The organism is Streptomyces sp. NPDC096048, from assembly GCF_044763415.1.
Lineage (GTDB): Bacteria > Actinomycetota > Actinomycetes > Streptomycetales > Streptomycetaceae > Streptomyces.
Genome location: NZ_JBIWGG010000015.1, coordinates 111,572 through 127,383, shown reverse-complemented (window position 1 = coordinate 127,383; position 15,812 = coordinate 111,572). Strand labels below are relative to the sequence as shown.

At 70.7% G+C, this 15,812-nt stretch carries 16 protein-coding genes; 7 read left to right on the top strand and 9 right to left on the bottom strand.

Annotated elements, in window-relative coordinates:
* Positions 1–84: 84 nt before the first annotated feature.
* Entirely contained in the window at positions 85–726 is a 642-nt protein-coding gene (locus tag ACIQ6R_RS33750) for a winged helix-turn-helix transcriptional regulator (protein WP_404225587.1), read from the bottom strand.
* A gap of 88 nt (positions 727–814) precedes the next feature.
* On the opposite strand from ACIQ6R_RS33750, the gene ACIQ6R_RS33745 reads away from it, so the two are divergent.
* From ACIQ6R_RS33745 to ACIQ6R_RS33730, 4 genes are read left to right on the top strand one after another with little or no spacing between them, the layout of a single operon-like run.
* A complete protein-coding gene (locus ACIQ6R_RS33745) occupies positions 815–2,023 on the top strand; it encodes a pyridoxal phosphate-dependent aminotransferase (protein WP_404171883.1) in 1,209 nt (402 codons plus the stop codon).
* Between the two features lie 59 nt (positions 2,024–2,082).
* Positions 2,083–2,682 (top strand): histidine phosphatase family protein, encoded by a 600-nt coding sequence (locus ACIQ6R_RS33740; RefSeq protein ID WP_404225585.1) that lies wholly within the window; start codon positions 2,083–2,085, stop codon positions 2,680–2,682.
* 55 nt (positions 2,683–2,737) lie between these two features.
* Positions 2,738–3,406: a hypothetical protein gene (locus tag ACIQ6R_RS33735; protein WP_404225583.1), complete on the top strand. Its 669-nt coding sequence runs from the start codon at positions 2,738–2,740 to the stop codon at positions 3,404–3,406.
* A gap of 56 nt (positions 3,407–3,462) precedes the next feature.
* Positions 3,463–3,885: an acyl-CoA thioesterase gene (locus ACIQ6R_RS33730; protein ID WP_404171891.1), complete on the top strand. Its 423-nt coding sequence runs from the start codon at positions 3,463–3,465 to the stop codon at positions 3,883–3,885.
* Positions 3,886–4,634: 749 nt separating this feature from the next.
* Here ACIQ6R_RS33730 and ACIQ6R_RS33725 read toward each other — a convergent pair.
* The 8 genes from ACIQ6R_RS33725 to ACIQ6R_RS33690 form a co-directional block, all read right to left on the bottom strand.
* Positions 4,635–6,023 carry a nucleobase:cation symporter-2 family protein gene (locus tag ACIQ6R_RS33725; RefSeq protein WP_404225581.1) on the bottom strand — a complete coding sequence of 463 codons (1,389 nt, stop codon included), beginning with the start codon at positions 6,021–6,023 and terminating at the stop codon, positions 4,635–4,637.
* 300 nt (positions 6,024–6,323) lie between these two features.
* Positions 6,324–7,712, bottom strand: coding sequence for an 8-oxoguanine deaminase (locus ACIQ6R_RS33720; RefSeq protein WP_404225579.1), 1,389 nt, complete (start codon positions 7,710–7,712; stop codon positions 6,324–6,326).
* 69 nt (positions 7,713–7,781) lie between these two features.
* The gene (locus tag ACIQ6R_RS33715; RefSeq protein ID WP_404225577.1) at positions 7,782–9,197 is read right to left on the bottom strand and encodes a nucleobase:cation symporter-2 family protein; all 1,416 of its coding nucleotides are present in this window, start codon (positions 9,195–9,197) and stop codon (positions 7,782–7,784) included.
* Between the two features lie 64 nt (positions 9,198–9,261).
* Positions 9,262–10,197, bottom strand: coding sequence for a factor-independent urate hydroxylase (gene pucL / locus ACIQ6R_RS33710; RefSeq protein WP_404171906.1), 936 nt, complete (start codon positions 10,195–10,197; stop codon positions 9,262–9,264).
* 7 nt (positions 10,198–10,204) lie between these two features.
* Positions 10,205–10,606, bottom strand: coding sequence for a hydroxyisourate hydrolase (gene uraH, locus ACIQ6R_RS33705; RefSeq protein WP_404225575.1), 402 nt, complete (start codon positions 10,604–10,606; stop codon positions 10,205–10,207).
* 2 nt (positions 10,607–10,608) lie between these two features.
* Positions 10,609–11,118 (bottom strand): 2-oxo-4-hydroxy-4-carboxy-5-ureidoimidazoline decarboxylase, encoded by a 510-nt coding sequence (gene uraD, locus ACIQ6R_RS33700; protein ID WP_404225573.1) that lies wholly within the window; start codon positions 11,116–11,118, stop codon positions 10,609–10,611.
* 168 nt (positions 11,119–11,286) lie between these two features.
* Positions 11,287–11,655 carry a helix-turn-helix domain-containing protein gene (locus ACIQ6R_RS33695; RefSeq protein ID WP_404225571.1) on the bottom strand — a complete coding sequence of 123 codons (369 nt, stop codon included), beginning with the start codon at positions 11,653–11,655 and terminating at the stop codon, positions 11,287–11,289.
* On the bottom strand, positions 11,652–11,918 hold the full coding sequence (locus ACIQ6R_RS33690; protein WP_404225569.1) for a hypothetical protein: 267 nt from the start codon (positions 11,916–11,918) through the stop codon (positions 11,652–11,654). The genes ACIQ6R_RS33695 and ACIQ6R_RS33690 overlap by 4 nt, the downstream gene beginning before the upstream one ends.
* A gap of 139 nt (positions 11,919–12,057) precedes the next feature.
* On the opposite strand from ACIQ6R_RS33690, the gene ACIQ6R_RS33685 reads away from it, so the two are divergent.
* The 3 genes from ACIQ6R_RS33685 (at position 12,058) to ACIQ6R_RS33675 (ending at position 15,485) form a co-directional block, all read left to right on the top strand.
* Complete coding sequence (locus ACIQ6R_RS33685) at positions 12,058–12,915, top strand: TIM barrel protein (protein ID WP_404171920.1); 858 nt, start codon at positions 12,058–12,060, stop codon at positions 12,913–12,915.
* Between the two features lie 37 nt (positions 12,916–12,952).
* Positions 12,953–13,843, top strand: coding sequence for a 2-hydroxy-3-oxopropionate reductase (locus ACIQ6R_RS33680; RefSeq protein ID WP_404225567.1), 891 nt, complete (start codon positions 12,953–12,955; stop codon positions 13,841–13,843).
* A 178-nt stretch (positions 13,844–14,021) separates the two neighbouring features.
* Positions 14,022–15,485, top strand: coding sequence for a catalase (locus ACIQ6R_RS33675; protein ID WP_404171926.1), 1,464 nt, complete (start codon positions 14,022–14,024; stop codon positions 15,483–15,485).
* The last annotated feature ends 327 nt before the right edge of the window (positions 15,486–15,812 follow it).

The following is a 15,812-nucleotide window of genomic DNA, read 5'->3' as shown; positions in this document are numbered from 1 at the left end:
GGCCGCCCCGGAAGGCCCGACCGGAGGGCCCGACCGTCCCGGGAGGCCCGCCCCCTGGCGGGCCTTCCGCCGTTTCAGCCGGCTTCAGCCCTCGCGGAGCGCCTTGGCCGCCGTTCCGTCACCGGTCACCGCGACGCGCCCGTCCCGCACCGCGTCCCGCAGGCCGAACTCCCCACGGCTGAGCGCGGCGCAGGTCCCGGCGTCCAGCACGAGCAGGGCGTCGGGCTCTCCCGGCGCGGACCCGTCGCCGTAGACGGGGTCTTCCTCGCCGCCGCCCGCGTAGAGGTGGAAGTTCCCCTCCTCCAGCCGGACCTCGACGAGTCCCTCCTCCGCCCCGGCCTCGCGCAGGGCCCGCAGCAGGGGCAGCGCGAACCAGTGCGCACGCAGGGCGTCCGTCGGCCTCCGCTCTCCCAGCTCGCCGGCGCCCCACGCGCCGAGGGCCTCCAGCACCGGCAGCAACTCGCGTCCGCGAGGGGTCAGTTCGTAGACGTACGCCGCCCCGGGCGGGGGCAGCCGGCGGCGGGTCGTCAGCCCGTCGCGCTCCATGTCCTTCAGCCGCGAGGCGAGTACGTCCGTGCTGACGCCGGGGAGGTCGGCGTGCAGGTCGGTGTAGCGCCGCGGACCGGCGAGCAGCTCCCGGACGATCAGCAGGGTCCAGCGGTCGCCGACGGCGTCGAGCGCGCGGGCGGCGGAACAGTACTGGTCGTAGCTTCGGCGAGGTGACATGCGACGCAGTGTAGACAAGTTGTTGGACTTTCCAAGCTCGCACTTGGTAAAACCAAGCAACACCAGATACCGGAGGGGAAGCGCCGCAATGGAGTTCCGGCAGTCGAACAAGCTCAGCGAGGTCTGTTACGAGATCCGCGGCCCGGTCATCGAGCACGCCAACGCGCTGGAGGAGGCGGGGCACAGCGTGCTGCGCCTGAACACCGGCAACCCGGCACTCTTCGGTTTCGAGGCGCCGGAGGAGATCCTCCAGGACATGATCCGCATGCTGCCGCGGGCGCACGGATACACCGACTCGCGCGGCATCCTCTCCGCCCGCCGCGCCGTCGCCCAGCGCTACCAGGCCCTCGGTCTGGAGGTCGACGTGGACGACGTCTTCCTCGGCAACGGCGTCTCCGAGCTGGTCTCCATGGCCGTACAGGCCCTGCTGGAGGACGGCGACGAGATCCTGATCCCCGCCCCCGACTTCCCCCTCTGGACGGCGGTGACGACCCTCGCGGGCGGCAAGGCGGTCCACTACCTGTGCGACGAGCAGGCGGACTGGTACCCGGACCTGGCCGACATGGAGTCCAAGATCACCGACCGCACCAAGGCGGTCGTCATCATCAACCCCAACAATCCCACCGGCGCCGTCTACCCCAAGGAGATCGTCGAGGGCATCCTCGACCTCGCCCGCCGCCACGGCCTGATGGTCTTCGCCGACGAGATCTACGACCAGATCCTGTACGACGACGCCGTGCACCACTCGGCCGCCGCGCTCGCCCCCGACCTGGTGGTCCTGACCTTCTGCGGCCTGTCCAAGACCTACCGGGTGGCGGGCTTCCGCTCCGGCTGGCTGGTGGTCACGGGGCCCCGGCAGCACGCGCGCGACTATCTGGAGGGCCTGACGATGCTGGCCTCCATGCGTCTGTGCGCCAACGCGCCCGCCCAGTACGCCATCCAGGCGGCGCTCGGCGGCCGCCAGTCGATCCGCGAACTGACGGCGCCGGGCGGACGCCTGCGCGAACAGCGGGACGTAGCCTGGGAGAAGCTGAACGAGATTCCGGGCGTGTCGTGCGTGAAGCCGAAGGGCGCGCTGTACGCGTTCCCGCGTATCGACCCCAAGGTGCACAAGATCCACGACGACGAGCGGTTCGTCCTGGACCTGCTGCTGCGGGAGAAGATCCAGGTGGTCCAGGGCACCGGCTTCAACTGGCCCTCCCCCGACCACTTCCGCATCCTGACCCTCCCCCACGCGGACGACCTGGAGGCGGCCATCGGGCGGATCGGACGGTTCCTGGGCGGGTACCGGCAGTAGGGCGAGCCCGTGGCCCTTCCTGGGCGGGCCGGACGGCACGGACAAGTAGCCTGAGCGGCATGGGTGATCTTTTTCTGGTCCGGCACGGTGAGACCGAGTGGTCGCGGTCCGGACGGCACACCGGGCTGACGGACGTCCCGCTGACCGAGCACGGCCGGGAGCAGGCGCGCGGTCTGGTGCCGTTGATCCGGTCGCACCGGATCGGGGCCGCCTTCGTCAGCCCGTTCCAGCGAGCCCGGGAGACGGCGGAACTGATCGGTCTGCACGGGGTGCGGATCGAACCGGATCTGCACGAGTGGGACTACGGCGGGTACGAGGGGATCACGACGGTCGAGATCCACCGGAGCCGGCCGGACTGGTTCCTCTTCACGGACGGCGTCACGCCCGGACCGCCGAACCACCCCGGGGAGACTCCGGAGCAGGTCGGGGAGCGGGCCGACCGGGTGCTCGCCAAGGTGGAGGCCGCGTTCGCGAACACCGAGGGGTGCGTGGTGCTGGTGGCACACGGGCACTTCCTGCGGGTGCTGACCGCGCGGCACCTGGGGCTTCCGGCATCGGACGGCGCCCTGTTCCAGCTGGGCACGGGGACGCTGTGCCGGCTGGGTACCGAGCACGGGCGGCCGGTGATCGCCGCGTGGAATGTCAGACCTCCGTCCTAGCCTTCTGAGGAGTCGCCTTCTTCGAAGGCGTCACCGGTGAGGGAGGGAGAACGCTGTGGCACTGTCGCCCACCGCCGCGCAGCGGCATGTCATCGACGCCGCCGACCCCGCGACCGGACGTCTGCGGGGGACGGAGGCCCAGCTCGCGGCGCTGGTGAAGCGGGGGCTCGCCTTCCGGCATCCGCGCCCGCCGCACGACCACTTCCTGACGCCGGCCGGGCACCGGATACGGGAGTCCCCTGCCGAGCCTCGGACACCGACGGCCTCCGGGCCCGCGGCACCGTCCGCCGCGCCGGCCGCCGCGCCGGCCGCCGATGGCGTGTTCGCCGCGCGGGTGGGCGGCGAGGAGGCTGTGCCGGGCGACACCGGGCCGGCCCGGCTGCGTGAGGTGCGCGGCGCCTGGCAGGGGCTGCTGGAGCTGCGCCGGATGACGCATTCGGACGGGAGCACGGACCGGCCCTGCGGGTGGGAGCGGACGCACCTCGTGCGGGCCGCCGCGCTCGCCCTGGAGGCGGCGGGACACCGTCCGGCCGGTCCGGACGGCGCCGACGGGTACCGGGTGCGCGCGACGCCGCAGCCGGAGGCCGTCGCCGTGTACGAGCCCGACGGCACCGCGCTGCGGGACTGCGGGGCCACCCTGGAGGGCGCGGGCTGGCAGGTCGGTGAGTACACGGAGCCGCGGACCAGGGTGCGCTATCTGCTGGCGTCCCCGCGCAAGGTGTGACGCCGCGGCCGTGTCAGGATCGGGCGTCAGCATGTCCACGAGGAGAGGCAGCAGCGGTGAGCGAGCCGTTTTCCGTCCCGGTGACCGTCCGCGGGTACGAGACCGACACGCAGGGCCACCTGAACCAGGCGGTGTACCTGAACTACGCCGAGCACGCCCGCTGGTCACTGCTCCAGGCGGCCGGAATCCGGCAGGCCGACCTGGTGGCCCGCGGCGTGGGGCCCGTGGCCCTGGAGACGACCATCCGCTTCCGGCGGGAACTGCTCGCGGGGGACGAGGTCGAGGTGACCTGCGCGTTCGAGTGGGGTGAGGGCAGGACGTTCGGCATCCGGCAGGTCATCCGCAAGGCGGACGGCACGGTCGCGGCGGAGGTCGAGGGCGTCGGCGGGCTCATGGACCTCAAGGCGCGCAAGCTGGTCGCCGATCCGCGGCAGCGGCTCAGGGAACTGGCTTCGGATACCGGGCTGTTCGGGGAATGAGCGAGCGGGGCCGCCCGTCTTCTGAGGAGGCCCGGGACGCTCAACGCCCGTCGTACGGGCCCGGGGTGCCGGTGCGGCTAGCTCGGCCAGGTGATGCAGCGAGCGGGTGAGATGCTCGGGGCCGAACGGCGGGAAGTGAAGGTACTCCCGGATGGACCGCGGCACCGCCGACCAGTCGTAGGTGAGCGTGACCTCGGTCTCGGACGGACCGAGCGGCGCGAGGTCGTAGCGCCAGATCCAGCCGCCGAACTCCAGGCGCCCGTCGTCCTTCTCCTGCCCGGTCAGCCAGCCGATGGCGCGCGGCGGGTCGAGTACCCGGACCTGATTGGCCACCTGGTAGTCGCCGTCCGGATGGCCGGGGTGGTACATGTCCATCCGGAAGACCTGCCCCACCTCGGTCAGCGGTGCCCGGTCGGCGGCTTCCTGGACCCAGCCGGTGCCGTCGATCGCCGAGTGGGTCGTCGGGTCCGCCAGCACCGCGAACACCCTCGCGATGGGCACGGCGACCGTCAGGGTGGCGCTCACGCTCTCCTCGGCCATGGTCCGCACGCTCCTCTTCGCCTCACGTCGGGCCTCCCGCAGGCGCGGAAGATTACGTTCCCTACGTGCAGACGACGCGGCGGGGCGGAACTCATCGGTGCCCGCGCGCACGCCGCCTCTCCGGTTTCTTCCGGCTCGTCGAACGCGGGTGGGCCGGTGCCTCTCGATCAGCCGAGAGGCACCGGCCCACCCGCGTCAGGATCCCGGGGTCACGGCGTGGCCGGGGCCCGGGACGCCTCGCTGATCTCGTTTCCGGCCTCCATCGGGTGGGTCACGTCCTCCGCTTCCCGCCCCCGGCCGCCGATGTGGTTGAAGACCAGGTTGAGCAGGACGGCGGCCAGACAGCCGGTCGAGATGCCCGAGTCGAGGATGATCTTCGCGTTCTCCGGGAACGAGTGGTAGAACTCCGGCGCCGCGATCGGGATGATGCCGACGGCCAGGGACACCGCCACGATCAGGACGTTGTTGTCCTTGTCCAGGCTCGCCCGGACCAGGGTCTGGATGCCGCTGGCCGCGACCGAGCCGAACAGCACCACGCCGGCACCGCCGAGGACCGGGCGGGGCACGACGGCGATGAGCGAGGCGGCCATCGGACACAGGCCCATCAGGACCAGGAAGCCGCCGCCCGCGGCGACGACGTAGCGGCTGCGGATCTTCGTCATGGCGACGAGGCCGATGTTCTGGGCGAAGGCGCTGCACATGAAGCCGTTGAACAGCGGGCTGATCGCCGAGCCGAGGGTGTCGGCGCGCAGGCCGGCCGCGATGACCTTCTCGTCGGCCTTGCGGTCCACGATCTCGCCCAGGGCGAGCATGTCGGCGGTGGACTCCGTCATGGAGACCACCATCACCACGCACATGGAGAGGATCGCGGCGACCTGGAACTGCGGAGCACCGAAGTGGAACGGGGTCGGGAAGCCGACGACGCTCGCGTCCGCGACCGGACCGAAGTCCGTGACACCGAACGGGATGGCGATGATCGTGCCCGCGACGAGGCCGAGCAGCACGGCGATCTGCTTGACGAAGCCGCGGGTGAAACGGCGCAGGAGCAGGACGATGAGCAGGGTGATCGCGGCCAGTCCCAGATTGGTCCCGGACCCGAAGTCGTCGGCCTCGGGGCTGGATCCCTGCGCCCAGCCGAAGGCCACCGGCAGCAGGGATATGCCTATGAGGGTGATGACCGTGCCGGTGACGACCGGTGGGAAGAACCGGATCGCCTTGCTGAAGAAGGGAGCCGCGATGAATCCGAGGAGTCCGGCGACGATGACGGCGCCGAAGATGATCGGCAACGCGTCGGACTTGTCCTCGGTGGAGGCGACGATCGCGGTCATGGGGGCGACACCGGCGAAGGTGACGCCGTTGACGAAGGGCAGCCGGGCACCGATCTTCCAGATGCCCAGGGTCTGCAGGAAGGTGGCGAGGCCGGCGGTGAACAGGCAGGCGCCGGTGAGGAAGGTCAGTTCGGTGGCGGTGAGGCCGATGGCCGCACCGACGATCAGGGGTGGAGCGACGACTCCGGCGTACATGGCGGCCACGTGCTGCAGGCCGGTCGTCGCCATTTTCAGTGGCGGGAGTTTCTCGTCAACAGGGTGGTCGGCCACGGCGGCGTTCCTCCGGTCGGTTACACGTCGGCTCTGACGCGGGTGTCAGGGAGGTGGTGCTGGTGGTGGTCGTGCGGGACCGTGACGGACCGTTCGGGGAAACGGTGACCGCTCCGGGGGCGTGCGCATGGGCGCACGCCCCGGAGACGGCCGCCGTGGACCCCGCTCGGGTCCACGGCTACCGGCCGGAAGCCGTCCCTCCCGGCCGGAGCTCTAGTGGTGTTCAGTTGTGCGAAGGCGGCTACCGGCAGGCCGGCGGACCGGCTGCTGGGTTGTGCGGCTGTGTGGTTGTGCGGTTGGTCAGCTCTGCGCCGTGATCCGCGCCAGGCGGCGCGCCTCGTCCCGGGTGGAGCGGGCGATGGCGTCCTCGTCGACCGTGAGCAGCCGCCCGTTCTCGACGATCTGGCGGCCGTTCACGAACGACGCCGTGACCGGGGCCGCGGCGCCGAAGACCAGGGCGGTGACCGGGTCGGCGATGGAGGAGTGGGCGAGGGTGTCCATCCGCCACAGCACCAGGTCGGCCAGCTTGCCCGGCTCCAGCGAGCCGGTCTCGGCGGCCCGGCCCAGGACCTGGGCGCCGCCGTGGGTGCCCAGCCGCAGCGCCTCGCGGGCGTTCAGCGCGGCCTCGCGGTGGGCGCCGAGGCGGTTGACGAGCAGGGCGTTGCGCAGTTCGGTGTGGAGTTCGCCGGACTCGTTGGAGGCGGTGCCGTCGACGCCGAGGCCGACCGGGACGCCGGCGGCGAGCATGTCGGGGACCCGGGCGATCCCGGCGGCCAGCCGGGCGTTGGAGGACGGGCAGTGGGCGACGCCGGTCCTCGTGCGGGCGAAGGCGGCGATGTCGGAGTCGTTCATGTGGACGCAGTGCGCCATCCACACGTCCTCGCCGAGCCAGCCCGTGGACTCGAAGTAGTCGGTCGGGCCCATGCCGAACAGCTCGTGGCAGAACTTCTCCTCCTCCACGGTCTCCGAACCGTGGGTGTGCAGCCGCACGCCGAGCCGGCGGGCCAGCTCCGCGCCCTGGCGCATCAGTTCGGTGGAGACGGAGAAGGGGGAGCAGGGGGCGACGGCGACCTGGGTCATCGCGTCGAAGGAGGAGTCGTGGTGCTCCCTGACGGTGGCCTCGGTGGCGGCGAGCGCGTCGTCCAGGCTCTCCACCGCGAAGTCCGGCGGCAGCCCGCCGTCGGACTCGCCGCGGTCCATGGAGCCGCGGGCGAGGGTGAAGCGGACGCCCGTCTCGCGGGCGGCGCGGATGATCGCGCCGGACAGGTCGCCGGAGCCCCGCGGGAAGACGTAGTGGTGGTCCATGGCGGTGGTGACGCCGCCGCGGGCCATCATGGCGAGGGAGCCCTGGGCCGCCGCGTACGCCATCGGCTCGTCGATGCGTGCCCAGGTCGGGTAGAGCGCGACCAGCCAGTCGAAGAGGTTGTGGTCGGTGGCCAGGCCCCGGGTGATCCACTGGTAGAAGTGGTGGTGCGTGTTGACCAGGCCGGGCGTGACCAGGTGACCGGTCGCGTCGATCCGGCGGACCACGTTCTCCAGGCCCTCGGGCGCCTGTCCCGCGCCCACGGACTCGATCCTGTTGCCGGCGAGGACGAGATACCCCCAGGCGATCTCGGTGTCGCCCGCGTCCACCGTGGCGATCGCGCAGTTCTCGATCACCACGCGCTCGGCTGCCGATGATGCTGCCATGCTGCTTCCTTCTTTCAGTGGGGCCCATGGGCGGGAAGTGAGTACCCACGGGGAGGGCACGGCAGGACCCTAGGAGGATTTGAGTGCCGCCGCCGTCTGGCGGCTCCGGGTGCCGAGGTGGTGGAAGAACAGGTTGAGCGAGACCGCGACGAGCGCGCCGGCGCTGATGCCGGAGCCGAGGACGGTCTGCGCCCAGGCGGGGAACTCGGCGTAGAAGGTCGGGGCGGCCAGCGGGATGATGCCCGCGCCGAGCGCCACGGCGACCAGGATGATGTTGGAGCTGTCGTCGAGTCCGGCCTCGGAGAGCGTACGGATGCCGCTGACCGCGATCGAGCCGAAGAGCACGATGCCCGCACCGCCGAGGACCGGCATCGGGACCAGGGAGACGACCGCGCCGAGGACCGGGAAAGCGCCGAGGACCAGCAGGGTGGCGCCGGCGACGGCGACGACGTAGCGGCTGCGTACCCGGGTGAGGGAGACGACGCCGACGTTCTGGGCGAAGGCGGAGGTGGGGAAGCCGCCGAAGACGGGGCCGACCAGGGTGGCGAGGCCGTCGGTGCGCAGGCCGCGGGTGATGACCTTGGAGTCGGCTCGGCGGTCGCAGATCTCGCCGAGGGCGAGCATGCCGGCGCTGGACTCGGTCATCAGCACCAGCATCACGATGCAGAGCGACAGGATGGCCGCGGGCTGGAACTCGGGGGCGCCGAAGGCGAAGGGCGTGGGCAGCGCGGCGACCGGGGCGGACTCGATGCCGCTGAAGTCGGCCATGCCGAAGGGGATGGCGGCCAGGGTGCCGATGAACAGGCCGAAGAGCAGGGCGACCTGCTTGAGGAAGCCCTTGCCGAAGCGCTGCATGACGAGGATGACGCCGAGGGTGAAGGCGGCGAGCGCGAGGTTGCGCATCGAGCCGAAGTCGGCGGCGGCCTTGTCGCCGCCCTGGGCCCAGCCGACCGGGACCGGCATCAGCGTGACGCCGATGAGGGTGATGACCACGCCGGTGACCAGGGGCGGGAAGAAGCGCAGCAGCCGCCCGAAGAACGGGCCGACGGCGAGGCAGAAGACACCGGCGACCATCACCGCGCCGTAGATGGCGGGGAGTTGGCCGCCCTCGCTGTTCGTCTCGGCGATGGCGAGGATGGGCGCGATGCCCGCCGAGGAGGCGGCGTTGACGAAGGGCAGGCGGTTGCCGACGAAGCCCTTGACGCCGATGGTCTGGATCAGGGTGGCGACGCCCGCGATGAGCAGGCTCGCCGCGATCAGCCGGGTGCGGCCCTCGATGTCGAGGCCGACGGCCTGGCCGATGATGAGCGGAGGAGTGACGACGCCCGCGTACATCGCGGCGATGTGCTGGAGCGCGGCGGGGACGAGCCGCGAGGGGTGGAGCTTCTCGTCCACGGGGTGCACGGACGTGACGGCGTCCTCGGTGTGCTCCGGTGACGGGGTGGAACTGGAGCCTTTCGCCGGCTCCGTTGCGGGCTGTGCCATGGTGTTCCCTCCGGTGTGGCGCGCCACCGGCCCGAGCGGCCGGGCCGGTGGCGCGCGTCCCGCGTCAGAGGTTGGTCATGTCGACCGGGATCAGCTGCTCGGCGCCGTCCCGCAGGATGGTGGCCTCGATCAGGCCGTAGGGGCGGTCGGCGGCGTAGTACACGGCGCCGTCCTTGGCCTCGTTGTCGATCCCGAACGGCGACAGGTCCGAGCGGAAGTGGTGCTTGTTGGGCATCGAGAAGCGGATCTCGTCCACCTCGTCGCGCGAGTTCAGCACCCGCACACCCATCTCGAAGAGGGTCTGCTGGAGCGAGTACGAGTAGGTCTCGGCGAACGCCTGGAGCGCGTGCTTGCGCACACCGTTGTACGAGCGGTCCCAGTCCGGGGCGTGCGAGTCGACGCCGTCCCAGTTGTGCCGCCACCAGGTGGAGACGGTGGTGGCGAGGATCCGGTCGTAGTCCTCCTTGAGGGTGGTGTACTTGTCCTTCAGGTAGCCGAAGAACTCGGAGTTGGTCGAGTTCAGGACGGTCAGGTCCTTGAAGCCGGAGAGCACCTGGATGCCGTGGCCGTCGTAGGTGATCTGCGCGACGCGGGTCTCCTGGCCCGTGCGGACGAAGGAGTGGGCGATCTCCTCCGAGCCGACGAAGCGGGCGCCGCCCTTGGAGGTCTCGATCCGCTCCCAGCCGTACTCCTCTACGCGGATGCGGGCCCGGTGGATCGGCTCGTTGTTGTCCACGAAGTGACGGGCGAGCTTGACGCCGAGGTCCTCGGCGCTCTCGATCCCGTGCTCCTTGGCGAAGGCGAACACCGTGTTCTTGGTGGTGTCGGTCGGCAGGACGTTCGCGTTGGACCCGCTGCGGTGGACCTCCTCCATGTCGCCGGAGAGGGCGACGGAGACGTTCAGGTCCTTGATGTGGTGCGTGTCGCCGTCACGCGTGATCTTGACGACGCGGTTCTCTGCCTTGCCGTACTGGTTCTGTCCCAGGACGAAACGGGTCATGTGTCGGTCAGCTCCCTCGGTAAACGGAGTAGCCGAACGGGTTGAGCAGCAGCGGAACGTGGTAGTGCTCGCCGGGCACCACCGCGAAGGTGATGGTGACCTCGGGGAAGAACACGGGCCGGCCGTTCTCGCTGTCCCGGAGCGCGGGGGCGTCCTGCTGGGCCGCGGCTTGTTTCTTGGCGAAGTACGTCTCGGTCTCGAAGTCGAGCCGTACGTGTGTGGTGCCCTCCGGCAGCGCCGGGAGGTCCTTGCACCGGCCGTCCGCGTCGGTCGCGGAGCCGCCGAGCTTCTGCCAGTCCGCCTCGCCGCCCGCGCGGGCGGCGAGGTGGACGGCGACGCCCTCGGCGGGGCGGCCGACGCTGGTGTCCAGGATGTGCGTGGACACGGAGGCGGTGGTGCTGGTGCTCATGGTCAGGCGTCCTGTTCGACGAGTCGGGAAAGGCGGATACGGTTGATCTTCCCCAGTTCGGTGCGGACGATCTCCCGCTCCTGCTCGGGCGAGTTGCCGATCCGCTCCTTGACCGCGTCCCGCATCTGCTCGCCGGTCCGGCCGGTGGCGCAGATGAGGAAGACATGGCCGAACTTCTCCTGGTAGGCCAGGTTCAGTTCGAGCATCTCCGTCTTGAGTTCCTCCGCGGCGCCGGCCATGCCCGCCTGTTCGCGGGACGAGGTCGGGTCGCCCGGCTTGGGGCGGCCGATCGGCGGATGCCCGGCCATCGCCTCCGCGAGGTCCTCCGCCGTCAGCTCGGCCATGGCGGCGTCACTGGCGGTGTACAGGTCCTCGGGGGTGGCGAAGGGGCGGGCGGCGAGCAGTTGCCGGGCCCACGCCGTGGAGGCACACGCCTCGTGGAGTTCCGCGAGCGCCGCGGTCTCCTCGAGGGTGTTGAAACGGGCCAGGCCCGACGCGGAAGTGGACGTCACGGGAGCCTCCGTGGCCTTGTGCTGAACGGGCGTGCCGATAGCTAACGCCCTCGGAAACAAGCCGTCAACACTTTGTTGAAAATTCGGGGTAACAAAAGCCGCCGTCCGGTTGCCGGACGGCGGCTTGCCGTTCAGGAGGTTGTGCCTGGTCGGAGACCCGCTCTCCGGTCAGGCGTCCTTCTCGCGGTTGAGGTAGTTGTAGACGGTGAAGCGGCTGACGCCGAGGGCGCCCGCGACGGTCTCCACGCCGTGCCGCACGGAGAAGGCACCGCGCGCCTCCAGGGTCCGTACGACCTCCTGCTTGGACCGCCGGTCGAGTTCGGCCAGCGGCCTGCCCCGCCGACGCTCCATGGCCGCCAGGATGTGGTCCAGGGAGTCGGCGAGCTGCGGCAGGCGTACGGCGATGACGTCGGCGCCCTCCCAGGAGAGCACGACATCGTCCCGGCCGGCCTCGTCGGGCGCGAGTATCTCGCCGCCGATGGCGTCGACCAGGGGTTTCACGGCCGCGATGAAGGACTCCTCCCCCGGGCCGGTCACCGCTCACCCTCCCCGGCCGCGCTCTCCTCGACCACGTTGACCTGGAGCGAGATCCGGGTGGCGCCGGCCTCCAGGGACCGGCGCAGCAGCGCGTCCACGGCGGTGAGCACCGCGTCGGCACCGCCCTCGGCGGTGTTGCCGAACGGGCCGACGTCGACCTCGTCCAGCTCCGCGGCCTCGACGACCTCCCGGGCGACCACCGCGTGCGCGGGTGCCTCGTCCAGGTCGAAGGGCTCGGTCGTGAACTCCACTCTCAATCGCACCCGGTCAACCTAACGCGCGGTGACCGTTTCCGCCGAGCCCTCTTGACAAGCTCCACCACCCGACGGCAATCTTCCATTAAGCAGAAACAAACTTCCGTAATGCGGAACACGATCGAAACGGAAGGGAGCGCGGCACCCGATGCCAGGTTTCAAGTTGAGCACCGCCGCAGATCAGCGCTTCAACGTCAACCTGTCGATCCTCTTCACGGAACTCCCGCTCCTGGAGCGTCCCGCGGCCGCCGCCGCGGCCGGCTTCACCGCGGTCGAGCTGTGGTGGCCCTGGATCGACTCGCCCACCCCCGAGCAGTCCGAGCTCGACGGCCTGAAGAAGGCCATCGAGGACGCGGGCGTCCAGCTCACCGGGCTGAACTTCTACGCCGGAAAGCTGCCGGGCCCCGACCGCGGCGCCCTGTCGGTCCCCGGTGAGGAGTCGGACCGGTTCCGCGCCAACATCGACGTGGCCGCCGACTTCGCGAAGTCGCTGGGCTGCACGGCGCTCAACGCCCTGTACGGCAACCGCGTCGAGGGCGTGGACCCGGCCGAGCAGGACGAGCTCGCGCTGGAGAACCTGGTCCTCGCCGCCCGCGCGGCCGACCGGATCGGCGCGATCCTGCTGGTCGAGGCGCTCAACAAGCCCGAGTCGCCGCTGTACCCGCTGGTGTCGGCACCGGCCGCCGTAGCCGTCGTCGACAAGGTCAACGAGGCCACCGGGCTCGGCAACGCCAAGTTCCTCATGGACCTCTACCACCTGTCCATGAACGGTGAGGACCTGCCGCAGGTGATCGAGCGGTACGCCGCGAAGACCGGCCACGTGCAGATCGCCGACAACCCCGGCCGCGGCGCCCCCGGCACCGGCTCCCTCCCGCTGGAGGAGCTGCTCGACCAGTTGAAGAAGGCCGGTTACGACGGCTGGGTCGGCCTGGAGTACAAGCCGGGCGACAACCCCAGCACCGAAGCCTTCTCCTGGCTGCCGGCCGAGGCCCGCGCGGCCCGCTGAGCGCCACCCGCAGAAACTTTCCAGAGAGGTACCCACCATGAGCACGCTTCCCAAGGTCGCCTTCATCGGTCTCGGCATCATGGGATCCCCCATGTCGGAGAACCTGATCAAGGCGGGTTACCCGGTCACCGGCTTCACGCTGGAGCAGGACAAGCTGGACCGCCTGGCCGCCGCCGGCGGCACCGCGGCCGGCTCGATCGCCGAGGCGGTGCGCGACGCCGACGTCGTCGTCACCATGGTGCCCGCGTCGCCGCAGGTCGAGGCCATCGCCTACGGCCCCGACGGCATCCTGGAGAACGCGAGGTCCGGCGCCCTGCTGGTCGACATGTCCTCGATCACCCCGCAGACCTCCATCGACCTCGCGAAGGCCGCCAAGGACAAGGGCATCCGCGTCCTGGACGCCCCCGTCTCCGGCGGCGAGGCCGGTGCCATCGAGGCCGTGCTGTCCATCATGGTCGGCGGTGAGCAGGCCGACTTCGACGAGGCCAAGCCGCTCCTGGAGGCCCTGGGCAAGACCATCGTGCTGTGCGGTCCGCACGGCTCGGGCCAGACCGTGAAGGCCGCCAACCAGCTGATCGTCGCCGTGAACATCCAGGCGTGCGCCGAGGCCGTGGTCTTCCTGGAGAAGTCTGGCGTGGACCTCAAGGCCGCCCTCGACGTCCTCAACGGCGGCCTGGCCGGCTCGACGGTGCTGACGCGGAAGAAGGACAACTTCCTCAACCGCGACTTCAAGCCGGGCTTCCGCATCGACCTGCACCACAAGGACATGGGCATCGTCACCGACGCCGCCCGCAACGTCGGCGCCGCGCTGCCGGTCGGTGCCGTGGTCGCCCAGCTGGTCGCCTCGCTGCGCACCCAGGGTGACGGCGGTCTGGACCACTCGGCCCTGCTGCGGGCCGTGGAGCGCCTGTCCGGCGCCCAGGTCTGACCGCAGGCATCTCATGAGACCTCCGGGCGGCGCCGTCGCTGACACCTGTCCTGTCGCGCCCGAGCGGCGGCGCCGCCCGGAACCCACTTCAACAAACTGTTGACGTGTTCGTCACCCGAACTTAGGCTCCACGAAGCGGAAACAGTTTTCCGCTGACCCCTCGCACGGAAGGTCCCCGATGTCGCAGCGCGTGCTCACGACAGAGTCCGGCGCCCCGGTCGCCGACAACCAGAACTCAGCCTCCGCCGGCATCGGCGGCCCCCTCCTCATCCAGGACCAGCACCTCCTGGAGAAGCTCGCCCGCTTCAACCGCGAGCGCATCCCGGAGCGCGTGGTGCACGCCCGCGGCTCCGGCGCCTACGGCCACTTCGAGGTGACCGACGACGTCACGGGCTTCACGCACGCCGACTTCCTGAACACCGTCGGCAAGCGCACCGAGGTCTTCCTGCGCTTCTCCACCGTGGCCGACTCGCTCGGCGGCGCGGACGCGGTCCGCGACCCGCGCGGTTTCGCGCTGAAGTTCTACACCGAGGAGGGCAACTACGACCTCGTCGGCAACAACACCCCGGTGTTCTTCATCAAGGACCCGATCAAGTTCCCCGACTTCATCCACTCGCAGAAGCGCGACCCGTTCTCGGGCCGTCAGGAGCCGGACAACGTCTGGGACTTCTGGGCGCACTCCCCCGAGGCCACGCACCAGGTGACCTGGCTGATGGGCGACCGCGGCATCCCGGCGTCGTACCGCCACATGGACGGCTTCGGCTCGCACACCTACCAGTGGACGAACGGCAAGGGCGAGTCCTTCTTCGTCAAGTACCACTTCAAGACGGACCAGGGCATCCGCACCCTGACCGCCGACCAGGCGGCCGAGCTCGCGGGCCAGGACCCGACCTCGCACCAGACCGACCTGGTGCAGGCCATCGAGCGGGGCGTGTTCCCGTCGTGGACGCTGCACGTGCAGCTGATGCCGGTGGCCGAGGCGGCGAACTACCGGTTCAACCCGTTCGACGTGACCAAGGTGTGGCCGCACGCCGACTACCCGCTGCGCCGGGTGGGCCGGCTGGTCCTCGACCGCAACCCGGACAACGTCTTCGCCGAGGTCGAGCAGGCCGCGTTCTCCCCGAACAACTTCGTTCCCGGCATCGGCCCCTCCCCCGACAAGATGCTCCAGGGCCGCCTGTTCGCCTACGCGGACGCGCACCGCTACCGCCTGGGCGTCAACCACACCCAGCTCGCGGTGAACGCCCCGAAGGCGGTGCCCGGCGGCGCGGACAACTACGGCCGCGACGGTCTGATGGCCGCCAACTCGCAGGGCCGCGGCGCCAAGAACTACGAGCCGAACTCCTACGACGGCCCGGTCGAGACCGGCCGCCCGCTGGCGGCCCCGCTCGCGGTGTCCGGCCACACCGGCACCCACGAGGCGCCGCAGCACACCAAGGACGACGACTTCTTCCAGGCGGGTGAGCTGTTCCGCCTGATGTCCGAGGACGAGAAGAAGCGCCTGATCGCGAACATCGCCGGCGGCCTGTCCCAGGTCTCCCGCAACGACGTGGTCGAGAAGAACCTCGCGCACTTCCACGCCGCCGACACGGAGTACGGCAAGCGCGTGGAGGAGGCGGTCCGCGCCCTGCGCGAGGACTGATCCACCAGCTCGCGCACGGGACCCGGCGGGGAGGCCGGGACTGTGCGCGGCCCGTGGAGGCACCGGAGCGGCCCGGATGAGGGGTGGCCGCCCGGTGCGCACGGGCAGGGCGAGGACCGCGGCGGCATGCGAGCCAGTGCGGTGGTGAAGGGCCCGGGAGCTTCTCCTACGACCTGAGGGGAGAGGCGTTCCGGACCCGTCGCACCGCCGCGGTCCCAGCCATCACCCGCCCCTTCGCAAGGGGCCCCGCGACTCCGTCCGGCGGCGCGAACGACCTGTCGCGCCCAGCCTCGCGCTGTCGGACGGACACCATGTGAAGAACCTTCA